A 14,595-nucleotide genomic window follows, 5' to 3' on the forward strand; every position below is an offset into this window, starting at 1 on the left:
AAGGGGACTGGCGCGGATTGCACGCGAAACTTCACGTCCCGCGCGCATCCCGGCGATGAATTCTGCCGCGCGTGCGATCAGAACCCCATGTCCTAGCGCATGTTGATCAGTGGCCGCGCGCCATAGTGGGAGATGACCTCGGACGCCGCGACACTGCCGAGGCGGCCGCATTCGGCCAGTTCGCGCCCCGATGTCCACCCGGCCAGGAAGCCCGCGGCATAGGCGTCGCCCGCCCCGGTGGTGTCCACGACCTGCGTGCGCACGCTTTCGATGGCGATCTGCTGGTTGTCCTGCACGATCACGCTGCCCTTCTCGCTGCGGGTCAGGACGGCGAAATGCGTGTCGGCCGCGACATGGCGCAGCGCGTCGTCGAATTCCTTGACCTGGTAGAGCGAGAGGATCTCCACCTCGTTGGCGAACAGGATGTCGACATGCCCGCGCACGAGGTCGAGGAACGCATCGCGATGGCGGTCCACGCAGAACGCGTCCGACAGCGACAGCGCGACGCGGCGGCCCGCCGCATGCGCGATTTCCGCGGCCCGGCGGAACGCGGCCTGCGCTTCCGGCCGGTCGAACAGGTAGCCTTCCATGTAGGTCACCTTGGACGCCGCCACCACGTCGGGCAGCACGTCGTCCGGCCCGAACGACACGCACGCGCCAAGGTAGGTGTTCATCGTGCGCTGCCCGTCGGGGGTGACAAGGATCAGGCAGCTTGCGGTCGGCTGCTCCTGCGCCTCGCGGCCCTTGAGCGGGACGGACGGGAAATACACGCCCGCCGCCTGCATGTCGGCGGCGAAGGCGCGGCCGGTCGCGTCATCGGCCACCTTGCCCAGATAGGCGACGCGCGCGCCCATGTTCGACGCCACGACGCAGGTATTGGCCGCCGAACCGCCGCCCATTTCCTTTTCACGGCGGATTTCCCGCCCCAGTTCCTGCGCGCGGATCGCATCGATCAGCATCATGCCGCCCGGCACCATGTCATTGGCCGCAAGGAAGGAGGGTTCGACAGGGGCCAGGATGTCAACGATCGCATTGCCGATCCCAAGGATATCGAACCTGCATTCCGTGGCCTGTCCCGAATTTTCCGTGTTCTTTTCCAACTGTCCGTCCCCTCTTTGCGCATCGCACGGCATCATCGCACGAACGTCGCCATGAAATGACCAATATTGCGTATGACTAAGTTGCGCATTCGCTATCACCGGGGCAGGCAAACTGCAATGCCAGCACGTTTTTCACCATCGCCACGCGACGTACGCCCTTGTCGCGGGGACATGCGCGCGTATAACCGAAACAAGAGCAGGGACCTGCCTGTCCAGCACGAAAGCGAAGATCGATCCGGACTATTCCCAGCACCGGATACAGCCAGATGAAGCGGGGTAATATTGTTCAGACGTCGTAAGCCAGAAGCGGCCAAGCCAACCGCACAGCCTCAGGCAGCCACTCCGCAACCCGCGCGCCCAGCGCCTTCTTCCACACCAGCCAACAAGGAAAACGCGCCGATGGCCCGTCCGCCCTTCCCCCAGACCCCCAATGCCACGCCCGCAGGCGCCGCGCGCCCCGGCATGCCCACGACAGGTGCGAAAAAGGATAATGACCGCCGCACGCTGGTCGTTGGCCGTGGCATCAGCGTCCAGGGCACCATCAAGGACGCCGAACGCCTGGTCGTGGAAGGGATGGTCGAATCCTCCATGATCAACGCCACCGAACTGCTGATCGCCGATGGCGGTGTGTTCAAGGGTGAGGTCGAGGTGGAAGACGCCGAACTCGCCGGCACCATCGACGGCACGCTGACGGTGCAGGGTGGCCTCACGATCCGTTCCACCGGCCGCCTGCTGGGCACGGCGAAGTGCCGCCGCCTGAAGGTCGAGGACGGGGGCCAGGTTTCGGGGCAGCTCGAGATGATCACCACCCCCAAGCCCGAGGCCCCGGCCGCAGCGGCACCTGCCGCAGCCGCCCCCGCCGAGAAGCCGCAAACCCCCTGAGGCGCGGCCGCGACGCGCCCACGGCCCTGACGCCCGCGAACCGCGCGGGTGTTGCGGCCCGGTGGCGCGACAGGCCGCCCGGCAGGGCATGCACTGCGGACATTCCATGAAAAAAGCCGCCGGAACACCATGTTCCCGGCGGCTTTTTCATGTGCGCTACAGGCCTGCCCGTAACATCCGCCACGGCGCGGGCCCGTGCGGGCGCCCGGCCTCAGGCGACGTTATCGCGGCGATCGCGCAGCTTCACATAGGCCAGCTGCGCATGCTCCGCACAGTAGGGCTTGCCCGGCAGCGGGGTCGCGCCACAGAAGTGGAAGCCCGGCGTCCCCGGATCGCCCAGCGGCCAGCAGCAGGACTGGCTGCTGCGGCGGCGCGGCGGGTTTGCTGCGGCGCGGGCGGCGGCGGCGCGCTCGGCACGGGTCGGGGTCACCTTGCGCGGGGCCTTTGGCGCGGGACGTGCCTCCTCCTGCGCCGCAGCGGCGGGCGCGGCCGGGGCGGATGACGCGACGGGGGCGGAAGCCACGGCCACGGAAACCGCCGCGACCGACACCTCCACCACCGCAGGCTGTGCCGCAGGCGCGGATGCCGCCGGGGCCTGCGCGGCCTTGTCGGCTGCCTTTTCCGCCTTCGCCCCCCTGCGGATGGGTGACGGGCGTGGCTTCAGACCCAGCCGATGCGCCTTTCCAACGACCGCGTTCTTGGTCACTGACAACTGACGGCCAATTTCCGCCGTTGACAATCCCTGCTGCCACAGGTCGCGAAGACGCGCGATCGTCTCCTCGGTCCATTCCATCGCCATCGCTCACACTCCATTACGCGGAATTGGGGGCAAAATAGGCTTATATTGTAGGTGACTCAACCGGCATACCACAAAATCTTGTGGACAAGGGTGGAGATAACCTGTTCGCAACCCTTGTAAAACCCGCGGAGTACGCCCCGCCCCTCAGCCGCGGATCAGCCGGACCGCGCCATCGGCGACACCCAGCGTCAGTTCCCCCGACTTCAGCGCCAGCGCCTGCGTGCCGAACACCTCCCGCCGCCAGCCCTGCAGCGCCGGGATTTCGGGCGCATCCTCCAGCGCGAGGCGGTCGATATCCTCGGCCGAGGCCACAAGCTTCGGCGCGACCCGGTGGCGTTCGCAGCACGCCGCCAGCAACACCCGCAGCATCGCCACCAGTGCGGCCGACGGGCGCGCCGCGTCCTTGCCCCGGCCCTTTGGCGGGCGCGGCAGGGCGGCGTCGGGTTCGCGCCGTGCCGCCGCGATCGTCTCCAGCAGGGCCTGCCCGCTGCGCCCCTCGGCAAAGCCGCGTGAAATGCCACGCACCCGCGCCAGCGCATCGACATCGGCCGGGGCGGTGGCGGCGATTTCCATCAGGCTCTCGTCCTTCACCAGGCGCTGGCGCGGGACATTGACGCGCTGCGCCTCCAGCTCCCGCCATGCCGCGACGGCACGCAGCATGCCCAGCATGCGGCGGTTGTTCGTGCGCTGGCGCATGCGCTCCCACAGCGTCTGCGGGTCGGGGCGGAAGGTCGCGGGGGAGTTGAGGACATCCATCTCCGCCGTCATCCAGTCCAGCCGCCCTTCCCGCTCCAGTTGTGCGACAAGGCGCTGGTACACCTCGCGCAGGTAGGTCACGTCGGCGGCGGCGTAATTGATCTGCGCCGCCGACAGGGGACGCGCGGCCCAGTCGGAAAAGCGGTGCGACTTGTCGATCTGCGCGCCCACGACCGAGGCGACAAGGTTGTCATACCCCACCTGGTCCCCATATCCCGCCACCATCGCCGCCACCTGCGTATCGAACAGCGGCTGCGGCAGGCGGTCGAACAGGTGCAGGAAAATCTCCAGGTCCTGCCGCGCGGCATGGAACACCTTGATAACACCCTCATCGGCGAGGAGTTCGCCAAGGGAGGACAGGTCCATGCCCGGCGCCAGCGCATCGACGACCACGACCTCGTCCGCGCCGGCAAGCTGCACCAGGCACAATTCCGGCCAGTAGGTGCGTTCGCGCACGAATTCCGTGTCGATCGTGATGAAGGGTTCGCGACGAAGCCGCGCGGTCACCGCGTCCAGCTCTGCCGTTGTGGTCACAAGGACCGGATCGGGGAATTCGGTTCGGGATGCAGGTGCCATGACTGCTGTGTTATCATGAGCCACACAGGTTGCAACAGCGGGCAAAATGGCATGGCAATCCATTGACGTCGCCATATCCCGTCCGGCATCACCCGCCCATCAGGCAAACCGTGGAAAGAAAACACCCATGTCCTCCCCCACCCCGCCCGCCGCAAGGCCGGACGACGGCAGCCAGGCGCTGACGCAGCTGGGCCATACCACCGCCCAGCCCACAAGCCCCGAAAACGCCGTGCTGGAACGCGTCCCCGCCCCCGATGCGGACAGGCGCTACGTGGTGCGCTTCACCGCGCCCGAATTCACCTCGCTCTGTCCCGTGACGGGACAGCCGGATTTCGCGCATATCATCATCGACTACATCCCGCGCGACTGGATCGTGGAGAGCAAGTCGCTCAAGCTGTTCCTGACCAGCTTCCGCAACCATGGCGCCTTCCACGAGAAATGCTCCATGCAGATCGCGACCACGCTGGTGGACCTGCTTGATCCCGTGTGGCTGCGGATCGGGGCGTACTGGTATCCGCGCGGCGGCATGCCGATCGACATCTTCTGGCAGACAGGCACCCCGCCCGAAGGCACATGGATCCCGGCGCAGGACGTTCCCGGATATCGCGGACGCGGCTGACGGGCGCGTCATACATTGGCAGGTAAAAGTTTTGGGGGCTGCTGTTTCCAAAAGGCGGCGTTGTTTGAAGCATTTTGGAAAAAAGCTTCACCAAAAAACTTTTGAAACTGGCTTTCCAACAAAAAACGGCACCCGCGCAATGGGGTGCCGTTTTTCGTAATGCTCAGGCCAGACGCCGGGATGTCAGATCGACATCTCGGGCGCGGCGTTCTTGGCGGCCTCTATTTCCGCGCGGGTGGACTGCATCTTGTCCATCAGGATATCCAGCGCCGGGACGTTCATCTTGTCCGCCTCGTCATAGGATTTTTCCAGTCCGGCCAGACGGGACTGCGCGTCGGTGGCGGACAGTTCCGCAACCGGCGTCGCATGGTCTGCCAGGATGGTGCAGTGGTCAGGCGTCATGTCGGCAAAACCACCGGACACGAAGAAACGATGGGCGACGGTATCGCCCTCGTAAATCTCGACAACGCCACCGCGCAGCATCAGCATCAGCGGCGCATGCTCCGGCATCGCGGCGATATCGCCCTCGGAGCCGGGCATGACCACCATGTCAGCCGCGTGGGAGAAGAGGGTCTTCTCCGGGCTGACAATCTCGACCTTAATCGGCATGGTCTGTCTTCCTTGCGTCAGGGGCCAGTAATCAGGCCGATTCCTTCATCTTCTCGGCCTTCGCCACCGCTTCCTCGATCGCGCCAACCATGTAGAACGCGCTTTCGGGCAGGTGGTCATATTCGCCCGCGACAATCGCCTTGAACGAACGCACCGTATCGGCCAGCGCAACCAGCTTGCCCGGCGCGCCGGTGAAGACTTCGGCCACGTGGAACGGCTGCGACAGGAAGCGCTGGATACGGCGTGCACGCGCCACCACCAGCTTGTCGTCTTCCGACAGTTCGTCCATGCCAAGGATGGCGATGATGTCCTGCAGCGACTTGTAGGTCTGCAGGATACGCTGCACGTCGCGCGCCACCTGGTAGTGTTCGTCACCCACGATCTTGGGATCGAGCGAACGGGAGGTCGAATCCAGCGGGTCAACCGCGGGATAGATGCCCATTTCCGCGATGGAACGGTTGAGAACCGTCGTCGCGTCAAGGTGGGCGAAGGTCGCGGCAGGCGCCGGGTCGGTCAGGTCATCGGCGGGGACGTAAACGGCCTGCACCGAGGTGATCGACCCCTTCTTGGTGGAGGTGATGCGTTCCTGCAGCGCGCCCATTTCGGTCGCCAGCGTCGGCTGGTAACCCACGGCCGACGGGATGCGGCCCAGCAGCGCGGACACTTCGGCGCCGGCCTGCGTGAAGCGGAAGATGTTGTCCACGAAGAACAGCACGTCCTGGCCTTCGACATCGCGGAAATATTCCGCAACCGTCACGCCCGACAGGGCGACACGGGCACGCGCGCCCGGCGGTTCGTTCATCTGGCCATAGACCAGCGCCACCTTGGAGCCTTCGGTGGAGTCACCGTCGATCTTGATGACGCCCGCGTCCTGCATTTCGTAATACAGGTCGTTACCTTCACGGGTACGTTCACCGACACCGGCGAACACGGACACGCCGCCATGCGCCTTGGCGATGTTGTTGATCAGTTCCTGGATGATGACCGTCTTGCCGACGCCCGCACCACCGAACAGGCCGACCTTACCACCCTTCAGGTAGGGGCACAGCAGGTCGACGACCTTGATGCCCGTGGGCAGGATCTCGGTCGCGGCCGCCTGCTCGTCAAAGGCGGGGGCGGCACGGTGGATCGGCGAACGGCCCTTCGCCTGGATCGGGCCACGGTCGTCGATCGGCTCACCGATGACGTTGAGGATGCGGCCCAGCGTGCCCGGACCGACCGGCACGGTGATCTGCGTGCCGGTGGCGACGACTTCGGTGCCGCGGCTCAGCCCGTCGGTCGTGTCCATCGCGATGCAGCGGACTTCGTGCTCGCCGATTTCCTGCGCGACTTCGAGGACCAGCGTCTGGCCGTTGAGCGAGACATGCAGCGCATCGAGGATGTGCGGCAGCGTGCCTTCGAACTGGACATCGACGACGGCGCCGCGGATCTGCGTCACACGGCCGACGACGTTGCTTTTCTGCGACTGCCCCTGTGTGGAGACAGGAGCCTCGTGAGTTGTGGTTTCCGACATGGGACAGCTCCTGGAGCGTGGAGACCGATCTTCAGACTGCCTGGGCGCCCGAAATGATCTCGATCAGTTCATTGGTGATGTTGGTCTGGCGGGTGCGGTTATAGGTCAGCGTCAGGCGGTCGATGGCCTTGCCCGCGTTACGCGTGGCACTGTCCATCGCCGTCATCCGCGCGCCGTTTTCACCCGCGGCGGTTTCAAGCATGGTCGCATAGAGCTGGACCTGCAGGTTGCGCGGCAGCAGGCGCGACAGCAGCGCGCCCTCGTCCGGCTCGAACTCATAGGCGGCGGTCTCGCCTGCCGCCTGGTTGTCGTTGCCCGGAAGCGCCAGCGGAATCAGCTGCATTTCCGTGGGAACCTGCGACATGACGTTCTGGAAGCGGTTGTAGACCAGCGTGCAGACATCGAATTCGTCGCGGTCGAGCATGCCGGAAATCTTCTCGCCCAGGTCGGCTGCGACCTTGAACGACACGTCCTTGCCCGACGCCATGTGGATATGGTCGACGATCAGGTCCGAGAAGTCGCGCGACAGGTATTCGAACGTCTTGCGCCCGATCGGCAGCAGGCGGACGGTCTTGCCCTCGGCCTGCAGCTTCAGGATCATGTCGCGCGTCTTGCGGTTGATGTTCGAGTTGAAGGCCCCCGCAAGGCCGCGGTCGCTCGACATCGGCACCAGCAGGTGGGTGGTGCTGCCACCCGTCCCCACGAGCAGCTTGGGCTGTCCGCCCTCACCACCCATGCTGCGGGCGACCTCGGCGAGCATGCGGCGCATCGCGTCGGCATAGGGACGCGCCGCCGCCGCGCGGGTTTCAGCCCGACGCAGCTTGGCCGCGGCGACCATTTTCATCGCGCTGGTGATCTTTCGCGTCGATTTGACGCTGCCGATCCGCGCGCGCAGTTCCTTCAGGGAAGCCATGGATGCGCGTTCTTCCTCAGTTGACGAACTGACGGCCGAACGTCGTCAGGAAATCGTTCAGTCGGCTTTCGATATCCTTGGTCAGCTGGCGCTGGGTCCGGATGGATTCAAGGATGTCCTTGCCTGCCGAACGCACTTCCTCAAGCAGGCGCTTCTCGTACGTCGTGACCTGGTTCACGGGCACGCTGTCGATATAGCCACGGGTGCCGGCATACAGCACGACAACCTGTTCCTCGACCGAAAGCGGGGAGGTTTCGGGCTGCTTGAGCAGTTCGACAAGGCGTGCGCCACGGGCAAGCTGCTTCTGCGTCGCGGGATCGAGGTCCGACGCGAACTGCGAGAAGGCGGCCATTTCACGATACTGCGCCAGTTCCAGCTTGATCTTGCCGGCAACCTGCTTCATCGCCTTGATCTGCGCTGCCGAACCGACGCGCGACACGGAACCGCCGACGTTCACCGCCGGGCGGATGCCGCGGTAGAACAGGTCGGTTTCAAGGAACACCTGACCGTCGGTGATGGAGATCACGTTGGTCGGGATGTAGGCGGACACGTCACCGGCCTGCGTCTCGATCACCGGCAGGGCCGTCAGCGAACCCGCGCCGAATTTGTCGGACATCTTCGCCGCGCGTTCCAGCAGGCGCGAATGCAGGTAGAACACGTCACCCGGATACGCTTCACGTCCCGGCGGACGACGCAGCAGCAGCGACATCTGGCGGTAGGCGACGGCCTGCTTGGACAGGTCATCATACACGATCAGGGCGTGCATGCCGTTGTCGCGGAAATATTCGCCCATGGAGCACGCGGCATACGGCGCCAGGTACTGCATCGGGGCCGGGTCGGACGCGGTGGCGGCCACGACGATGGAATATTCCATCGCGCCGGTTTCCTCCAGCGTGCGGACCAGCTGCGCCACGGTGGAGCGCTTCTGCCCGATCGCGACATAGATGCAGTAGAGCGACTTGGACTCGTCGCCCAGGGCGTTGACGCCCTTCTGGTTGACGATGGTGTCGATCAGGATCGCGGTCTTGCCGGTCTGGCGGTCACCGATGATCAGTTCACGCTGGCCACGCCCGATGGGCACCAGCGCGTCGATCGCCTTGATGCCGGTCTGCATCGGCTCGCTGACGGACTGGCGGGGCATGATGCCCGGCGCCTTGATTTCCGCGCGCTTGCTGATGACTTCGCCAACCAGCGGCCCCTTGCCGTCGATCGGGTTGCCCAGCCCGTCGACCACGCGGCCCAGCAGGGCCTTGCCGGTCGGGACCTCGACGACCTTGCCGGTGCGCGCGACGGTGTCGCCTTCGCGCATCGCCGTGTCATCACCGAAGATGACGACGCCGACATTGTCGTTTTCAAGGTTCAGCGCCATGCCATGCTGGCCGCTGGCGGGGAAGACCAGCATTTCGCCGGCTTCGACATTCTGCAGCCCGTAGACACGGGCGATGCCGTCACCAACCGACAGGATGGTGCCGGTTTCGGCAACATCGACGGACTGGTCGAACGTGGCGATCTGCTGCTTGAGGATATCCGAAATCTCGGAGGGGCGGATTTCCATCACGCGGCTCCCTTCATGGCATGATGCAGGCGGGTAAGGCGGGATCTGAGGCTGGTATCATACAGGCGGGCGCCTACGCGCACGACCAGACCGCCCAGCAGCGCCGCGTCAACACGCTCCTGGATATTGACTTTGGAATAGCCGGCCTCGGCGAGGCGGCCGCGAAGCTGTGCGCGCTGCACGTCGTTGAGGGGGTGGGCGGACACGACGTCCGCCACCACCTCGCCCCGGCGGGCAGCGGCGATTGCCGCCAGGGCGGCAAGAATTTCACGAAGGTGCGGCAGGCGGCGGTTTGTCGCCACCACGCCGACGAAATCACGGATCAGGGGGTCGAACCCCTCCTTGTCCAGCACCGCCACCATCGCGCGGGTGGCCTGGCGGACATCGAGGGTACGGTCGACCAGCACGGCGGACAGGTCCGCGCTCTGGTCCAGCATGGAGGACAGGGCCTTTGCCTGGTCAAGCACAAGATCGAGCTTCTGCCTGTCGGAGGCGAGGTCATAGAGCGCCGTCGCATAACGGCCCGCAAGGCCATTGGCAATGGAGGCGATTGGTATTGAGGTCGTTCCAGTCGAATCCACTGTCCGCTTTTCCAATCCAGAATCGTGGGTCACACAAACAAGCTGCAGGCCCCGGAACACGACAGGCCCCAAGTCTGCTGGCGCGGCTCTAGCACGCTGTACCGACCCACGCAACCGACACGGCCCCGCCCCGCGCCAGAATGTTCCGGGGCGCGGCAGACAGCGGGTCGTCCGGTGGATCAGGCCACCGTACCAAAGCCGGGCGTAGCATACATACCTGCCCCCCGTTCGGGAATAGAGTTCATGAACGATTCGTCATGACATTGCCGGTGGAGGATGCGTCACGCGCATAATACGCATGCACAAAGCGCATCATCCGCGCCGCGAAGCCGCAGCCCCCTCCCCCGCCGCCATCAGCGCCGCCACGGCCTGCGTGCTGGCACGCGCGCGGGCACTGGTCACGATGATGCCGATGACCCCGATCAGGAGCGCGGCGGCGAACATCCCCCACCACATGCGGTGCGTCGCCTGCGCGAACAGCGCCCAGCGGATCGTCCCGGCCTGTCCCGCCGCCCCGCCCGTCAGCGTGCCGCACAGCGCGATGCCCAGCAGCACGCCCACCTGCCTGCTGGTGGACGCCAGCGCCGCCGCGACGCCCGCCTGGCTGCGCGGCATGCCGGCCACGGCGGCGTTGGTGATGGGCGCGTTGCACAACCCGAAGCCACACCCGCACAGCCCGTAGGCCACCAGCAGCAGCGCAAGCGGCGTCGTGGCCGACAGCCCCGTCAGCAGCAGCGCGCTGCACCCGAATCCCAGCGCGGACAGCAACAGCGGCACGCGCGCGCCGATCCGCCCGACCAACCGCCCCGACAGCGGCGCGCAGATGCTGCTGCACACCGCGAACGGCAACGTGCACAGCCCCGCATGCAGCGCCGACATCCCGCGCGCGCCCTGAAGGTAGAGCGTGTTGAGGAACAGGAACGCGCTGAACACCGCAAAGGCGAGGATCGCGGTCACGATCGCCCCCGAAAATGGCAGGGCATGGAAAAACCGCAGGTCCACAAGGGGGGCGGTGCTGCGCTGCTCCACGATCACGAAACCGACCATCGCCAGCACGCCCAGCGACAGGAAGCCGGAGATGACCGGGTCGCCCCAGCCGAAATCACGCACCTCGATCAGCGCGGCGGTCAGCATCGCCAGCGTCACCATCACCAGCAACTGTCCCGGCGCGTCGAACGGGCGTGTATGCGGGGCACGGGATTCGGGGATGAAGCGCAGGCTGAGGAAGATCGCCACGATCCCGATCGGCACATTGACCCAGAACACCGCCTGCCAGTTGACCCAGTGGACCAGCACCCCGCCGACCACCGGCCCCAGCGCAAGCGCGACACCCGACGCCCCGCCCCATACGCCGATGGCCTGCGCGCGGGCGCGCGGTTCGGTAAAGACATTGGCGATGATCGACAGCGCCACGGGATTGAGCATCGCGCCGCCGATTCCCTGCAGCATGCGCGCACCCACCAGAAACGGGATCGACCCCGACAGCGCGCACAGCATCGAACCGAGGCAGAATACCGAGATCCCGGCGACGAACACCCGGCGGCGGCCCAGGCGGTCCGCGATCGCGCCCATCAGCACCAGCAGGCTGGCGACCATCAGCGTATAGCCGTCAACTACCCACTGCAGGGTGGAGAAACTGCCATGCAGGGCGGTGCGTATGGACGGCAGCGCCACATTGACGATGGTCACGTCCATCATCACCAGCAGCAGGCTGAGGCAGCACGTCACCAGCACGATGGCCGGGTGGAGCGGGGCCGGATGCACGGCCGCCGCGTCGGGGCGTGATGGGGGCATGGGGGCGGTCATGGCGCTCTGGTTTCCGTCGGTCGGAAGCACCCGCAGGCCACGATGCCCGGATGGCCCGCAGCACAGGCCCGACACGAAAACCCGTTCCGTGCGAAGCGGGAGCCATAATCATCATGAATGGGGGGAATGGAGCGGGCGAAGGGAATCGAACCCTCCTCAGAAGCTTGGAAGGCTACTGCATTACCACTATGCTACGCCCGCCCATTTCGGCGCATGTATAATGCGGCGCGGGGACCGGTTGCAAGCCCCCTTGGCCATGGCCGCGCACTTTCCCACCGCATGGGCACGTTTTTTGCCCCCATGTGCATGAAATCGCACACGCCCCCTTGACTTTCACCGCCAGACGTATTCTTTTCCGCCTCACTGTGCCGGGTACGCATGGGCAGGCCGGATGGCGGGATCACTTCCCGTTTCCATACGGCGGGTCGATAGCGGCTTTGCAGGGGTGTAGCTCAATTGGCTAGAGCGCCGGTCTCCAAAACCGGAGGTTGCGGGTTCGAGACCCTCCACCCCTGCCATTCTCCGGTCGGGATAATTCCCCCCCTTCCGGCTTGGCATGTTTTGGTCAGGACAACGCCGTGCTGACCGGATTTCAGGCCCCCGCGCCCGCCGGGCATCCCGGTCAGGCGCGTCGGGTGTTGCAGGAAGGATGTTTCGTGTCGGTCAGTCCCGCGAAATTTGTAGAAGAAGTCCGCGCAGAGGCGAAAAAGGTCACATGGCCCACCCGCCGCGCGACACTGATGACGACGGGCGCGGTCCTGGCGATGGCCGGGCTGGCATCGGTATTTTTCTTCCTCGTCGACGAGGTGATCGGCCTTGGCGTGCGTAAATTATTTGGACTGGGAGGCTGAGTTCGGCCATGGCCAAGCGGTGGTATGTCATCCACGTCTATTCGGGCTTTGAAAAGAAGATCGCCCAGCACATCAAGGAACAGGCCGCCCAGAAGGGGCTGGCCGACCATTTCGGGGAAATCCTGGTCCCGTCCGAGGAAGTGACCGAGGTCCGTCGCGGGCAGAAGGTCAATTCCGAGCGCAAGTTCTTCCCCGGCTACGTGCTGGTCAACATGGAACTGACGGACGAGGCGTGGCACCTTGTCAAGGACACCCCCAAGGTGACCGGGTTCCTGGGCAGCAAGACCAAGCCGTCGCCCATCCCCAAGGTCGAGGCCGAGCGGATCATGAAGCAGGCGCAGGAAGGCGTCGAGCGCGTGCGTCCTTCCGTCACGTTCGAGGTGGGCGAGCAGATCCGCGTGGCCGACGGCCCGTTCACGTCCTTCAACGGCACGATCGAGGAAGTGGACGAGGAAAAGGGCCGCCTGACCGTCAGCGTCTCCATCTTCGGCCGTTCCACGCCGGTGGACCTCGAATACAACCAGGTCGAGAAGGTCTGATCCTTCCCGCACCTGCGGATCACGGCAAAGGCACCCCTGCGGGTGCCTTTTTTCGTTGGGACGCCCCGGATGCCATGGGCCGCATGCCCCTCCCCGCGCTAGACTGCCGCGCCAGCATACGGGAGGACGCACGATGGAAGAGCGCTACAAATTCGCGGATTTCAACGAGATCATAAAGCTGTTCCCCGATCAGGCCGAGACGCTGATCGTGGATGCCTACCTGAGCGATTCGGCGGAGGCGAGCATGCGGCTGTTCCGCATCTACCATCCCCTGCCCCGCCATTATCATACGCAGTGCGACGAACACCTGCTGCTGCTGCGCGGCGAACTGGAATTCCTGATCGAGGATGAACCACCCTGCCGGCTGCGGGCCGGGCAGATGGTGTCCTTCCTGCGCAATGTCGTGCATGGCGTCCGGCCGATCGGCACCGACCCGGTCGTGTTCTTCGCCGCCGATACGCCCCGCCGCGCACCCGACGACGTGCATTTCGTGGACCCCGAGGCAGCAAAAGGGCTGAAATTCGTCAGCCATCTGAAGGATTACGCCAACACGCTGGCCTGAATTCAGGGGCTTTGCCCCCGCCCCCCCCACCAAAGGGCATTGCCCTTTGGAAACCATGACTTCTAAACGAATCAGGGTGCAGGGAGCACGCTCCCTGCCGGGTCCGGGCAGAGCCCGGGTGTTGCGGGTGGCGATGTCCTCAGGGGCTTTGCCCCCGAACCCCCACCAAAGGGTGTTACCCTTTGGAAACCATGACTTTTAGCGAATCAGGGTGCAGGGATCGTGATCCCTGCCGGGTCCGGGCAGCGCCCGGATCACACACACCGACGCCCCTGCACGCCGGCCCACAGTACCCTACCGCGCGTGATGGGGGACTTCCTCGGCGGGGAGGGTCCGCAGGCGCTGCGCCGCGCTGTCTGCCACCTGCCCCAGCAACTGGCTCAGCCCCGCGACCATGGCCGTGGCCCCGCTGCCGGACGAGGTCGCCAGCGTGAAGGCCTGCGCCGTGCCGGTTTCGGGATCACCCGCGCGATGCACCGACAGCGTGCCCGACAGGCGCACCTGCCCTGCCCCATCACGGGCGAACTGTGTCACGTCGAGTTCGACAAACGCCTTGGCCGGCATGCTCGTCGCGTTATTCTGCGCAAAGACGGAGCTACCGGGCAGGCGCTGCTGCAGGTCGCTGGTCAGGGTATCGCCGATCATCTGCGCCAGCGGCTCGCTCCATGCCGCCCCCGGCAGGGTGGTCAGGCTGTAATTCGCCTGCTGGCCGACGATATGGTCACGGTCCAGCGCGGGGGGCACGCCGGGGGTGCGGACCTCGATCACGGCGGGGGCCTGCCCCATGGGGCTGCCCTGCGTGGGGGCGAGGCTGTAGAGCGTCGGGTCCGCCGAACCGCAGGCCGCCAGCAGCGGGGTCGCGGCCGCCAGCGCCAGTGCCGCGCGGCGCAGGACGCGCGCGGGGGTGAGGATGCTCAAGGACTGGGTCATCGCA

General features: G+C 65.7%; 15 protein-coding genes and 2 tRNA genes. 6 read left to right on the top strand and 11 right to left on the bottom strand.

What is annotated here, in order from left to right:
- Positions 1 to 92 precede the first annotated feature (92 nt).
- Positions 93 to 1,133, bottom strand: coding sequence for an adenosine kinase (locus KMAL_RS05225; RefSeq protein ID WP_110094731.1), 1,041 nt, complete (start codon positions 1,131 to 1,133; stop codon positions 93 to 95).
- Positions 1,134 to 1,499: 366 nt separating this feature from the next.
- On the opposite strand from KMAL_RS05225, the gene KMAL_RS05230 reads away from it, so the two are divergent.
- Complete coding sequence (locus KMAL_RS05230) at positions 1,500 to 1,982, top strand: bactofilin family protein (RefSeq protein ID WP_110094700.1); 483 nt, start codon at positions 1,500 to 1,502, stop codon at positions 1,980 to 1,982.
- Positions 1,983 to 2,193: 211 nt separating this feature from the next.
- Here the strand turns inward: KMAL_RS05230 and KMAL_RS05235 are convergent, their stop codons facing one another.
- Positions 2,194 to 2,775 carry a GcrA family cell cycle regulator gene (locus tag KMAL_RS05235; RefSeq protein WP_408887894.1) on the bottom strand — a complete coding sequence of 194 codons (582 nt, stop codon included), beginning with the start codon at positions 2,773 to 2,775 and terminating at the stop codon, positions 2,194 to 2,196.
- 150 nt (positions 2,776 to 2,925) lie between these two features.
- Entirely contained in the window at positions 2,926 to 4,113 is a 1,188-nt protein-coding gene (gene rnd, locus KMAL_RS05240) for a ribonuclease D (protein ID WP_110094702.1), read from the bottom strand.
- Between the two features lie 127 nt (positions 4,114 to 4,240).
- On the opposite strand from rnd, the gene queF reads away from it, so the two are divergent.
- The gene (gene queF / locus KMAL_RS05245) at positions 4,241 to 4,732 is read left to right on the top strand and encodes a preQ(1) synthase (protein ID WP_110094732.1); all 492 of its coding nucleotides are present in this window, start codon (positions 4,241 to 4,243) and stop codon (positions 4,730 to 4,732) included.
- Between the two features lie 183 nt (positions 4,733 to 4,915).
- On the opposite strand, the gene atpC is transcribed toward queF, so the two are convergent.
- From atpC to KMAL_RS05280, 7 genes are all read right to left on the bottom strand, one after another.
- Positions 4,916 to 5,341 (bottom strand): ATP synthase F1 subunit epsilon, encoded by a 426-nt coding sequence (gene atpC / locus KMAL_RS05250; protein ID WP_110094703.1) that lies wholly within the window; start codon positions 5,339 to 5,341, stop codon positions 4,916 to 4,918.
- Positions 5,342 to 5,372: 31 nt separating this feature from the next.
- Positions 5,373 to 6,854, bottom strand: coding sequence for a F0F1 ATP synthase subunit beta (atpD, locus tag KMAL_RS05255; RefSeq protein WP_110094704.1), 1,482 nt, complete (start codon positions 6,852 to 6,854; stop codon positions 5,373 to 5,375).
- 31 nt (positions 6,855 to 6,885) lie between these two features.
- On the bottom strand, positions 6,886 to 7,767 hold the full coding sequence (locus tag KMAL_RS05260; RefSeq protein WP_110094705.1) for a F0F1 ATP synthase subunit gamma: 882 nt from the start codon (positions 7,765 to 7,767) through the stop codon (positions 6,886 to 6,888).
- A gap of 16 nt (positions 7,768 to 7,783) precedes the next feature.
- Positions 7,784 to 9,322 (bottom strand): F0F1 ATP synthase subunit alpha, encoded by a 1,539-nt coding sequence (atpA, locus tag KMAL_RS05265; RefSeq protein ID WP_110094706.1) that lies wholly within the window; start codon positions 9,320 to 9,322, stop codon positions 7,784 to 7,786.
- The gene (locus tag KMAL_RS05270; RefSeq protein WP_110094707.1) at positions 9,322 to 9,918 is read right to left on the bottom strand and encodes a F0F1 ATP synthase subunit delta; all 597 of its coding nucleotides are present in this window, start codon (positions 9,916 to 9,918) and stop codon (positions 9,322 to 9,324) included. The genes atpA and KMAL_RS05270 overlap by 1 nt, the downstream gene beginning before the upstream one ends.
- Before the next feature lie 297 nt (positions 9,919 to 10,215).
- Positions 10,216 to 11,709 carry an MFS transporter gene (locus KMAL_RS05275; protein ID WP_110094733.1) on the bottom strand — a complete coding sequence of 498 codons (1,494 nt, stop codon included), beginning with the start codon at positions 11,707 to 11,709 and terminating at the stop codon, positions 10,216 to 10,218.
- 127 nt (positions 11,710 to 11,836) lie between these two features.
- Positions 11,837 to 11,910 (bottom strand) — tRNA-Gly (locus KMAL_RS05280).
- A 240-nt stretch (positions 11,911 to 12,150) separates the two neighbouring features.
- Between KMAL_RS05280 and KMAL_RS05285 the strand changes: the two genes are divergently transcribed.
- The 4 genes from KMAL_RS05285 (at position 12,151) to KMAL_RS05300 (ending at position 13,661) form a co-directional block, all read left to right on the top strand.
- Positions 12,151 to 12,227: transfer RNA gene (locus KMAL_RS05285), tRNA-Trp, on the top strand.
- Positions 12,228 to 12,365: 138 nt separating this feature from the next.
- Entirely contained in the window at positions 12,366 to 12,560 is a 195-nt protein-coding gene (gene secE, locus KMAL_RS05290) for a preprotein translocase subunit SecE (protein ID WP_040512887.1), read from the top strand.
- Between the two features lie 8 nt (positions 12,561 to 12,568).
- Positions 12,569 to 13,099 (top strand): transcription termination/antitermination protein NusG, encoded by a 531-nt coding sequence (gene nusG / locus KMAL_RS05295; protein ID WP_110094708.1) that lies wholly within the window; start codon positions 12,569 to 12,571, stop codon positions 13,097 to 13,099.
- A 133-nt stretch (positions 13,100 to 13,232) separates the two neighbouring features.
- A complete protein-coding gene (locus tag KMAL_RS05300) occupies positions 13,233 to 13,661 on the top strand; it encodes a cupin domain-containing protein (protein ID WP_110094709.1) in 429 nt (142 codons plus the stop codon).
- 294 nt (positions 13,662 to 13,955) lie between these two features.
- Here KMAL_RS05300 and KMAL_RS05305 read toward each other — a convergent pair whose 3' ends face one another.
- Positions 13,956 to 14,591, bottom strand: coding sequence for a PqiC family protein (locus KMAL_RS05305; protein WP_110094710.1), 636 nt, complete (start codon positions 14,589 to 14,591; stop codon positions 13,956 to 13,958).
- Between the last annotated feature and the right edge of the window lie 4 nt (positions 14,592 to 14,595).

The sequence above is a fragment of the Novacetimonas maltaceti genome (assembly GCF_002906255.1).
Classification (GTDB): domain Bacteria; phylum Pseudomonadota; class Alphaproteobacteria; order Acetobacterales; family Acetobacteraceae; genus Novacetimonas; species Novacetimonas maltaceti.

Bases quoted from the DNA above. Each gene is read 5' to 3' on its own strand.
- nusG (WP_110094708.1), top strand. From the start codon at position 12,569: ATGGCCAAGCGGTGGTATGTCATCCACGTCTATTCGGGCTTTGAAAAG.
- rnd (WP_110094702.1), bottom strand. From the start codon at position 4,113: ATGGCACCTGCATCCCGAACCGAATTCCCCGATCCGGTCCTTGTGACC.
- KMAL_RS05230 (WP_110094700.1), top strand. From the start codon at position 1,500: ATGGCCCGTCCGCCCTTCCCCCAGACCCCCAATGCCACGCCCGCAGGC.
- KMAL_RS05235 (WP_408887894.1), bottom strand. From the start codon at position 2,775: ATGGAATGGACCGAGGAGACGATCGCGCGTCTTCGCGACCTGTGGCAG.
- KMAL_RS05275 (WP_110094733.1), bottom strand. From the start codon at position 11,709: ATGACCGCCCCCATGCCCCCATCACGCCCCGACGCGGCGGCCGTGCAT.
- KMAL_RS05260 (WP_110094705.1), bottom strand. From the start codon at position 7,767: ATGGCTTCCCTGAAGGAACTGCGCGCGCGGATCGGCAGCGTCAAATCG.
- atpA (WP_110094706.1), bottom strand. From the start codon at position 9,322: ATGGAAATCCGCCCCTCCGAGATTTCGGATATCCTCAAGCAGCAGATC.
- KMAL_RS05300 (WP_110094709.1), top strand. From the start codon at position 13,233: ATGGAAGAGCGCTACAAATTCGCGGATTTCAACGAGATCATAAAGCTG.
- KMAL_RS05225 (WP_110094731.1), bottom strand. From the start codon at position 1,133: ATGCCGTGCGATGCGCAAAGAGGGGACGGACAGTTGGAAAAGAACACG.
- KMAL_RS05305 (WP_110094710.1), bottom strand. From the start codon at position 14,591: ATGACCCAGTCCTTGAGCATCCTCACCCCCGCGCGCGTCCTGCGCCGC.
- atpD (WP_110094704.1), bottom strand. From the start codon at position 6,854: ATGTCGGAAACCACAACTCACGAGGCTCCTGTCTCCACACAGGGGCAG.
- queF (WP_110094732.1), top strand. From the start codon at position 4,241: ATGTCCTCCCCCACCCCGCCCGCCGCAAGGCCGGACGACGGCAGCCAG.
- atpC (WP_110094703.1), bottom strand. From the start codon at position 5,341: ATGCCGATTAAGGTCGAGATTGTCAGCCCGGAGAAGACCCTCTTCTCC.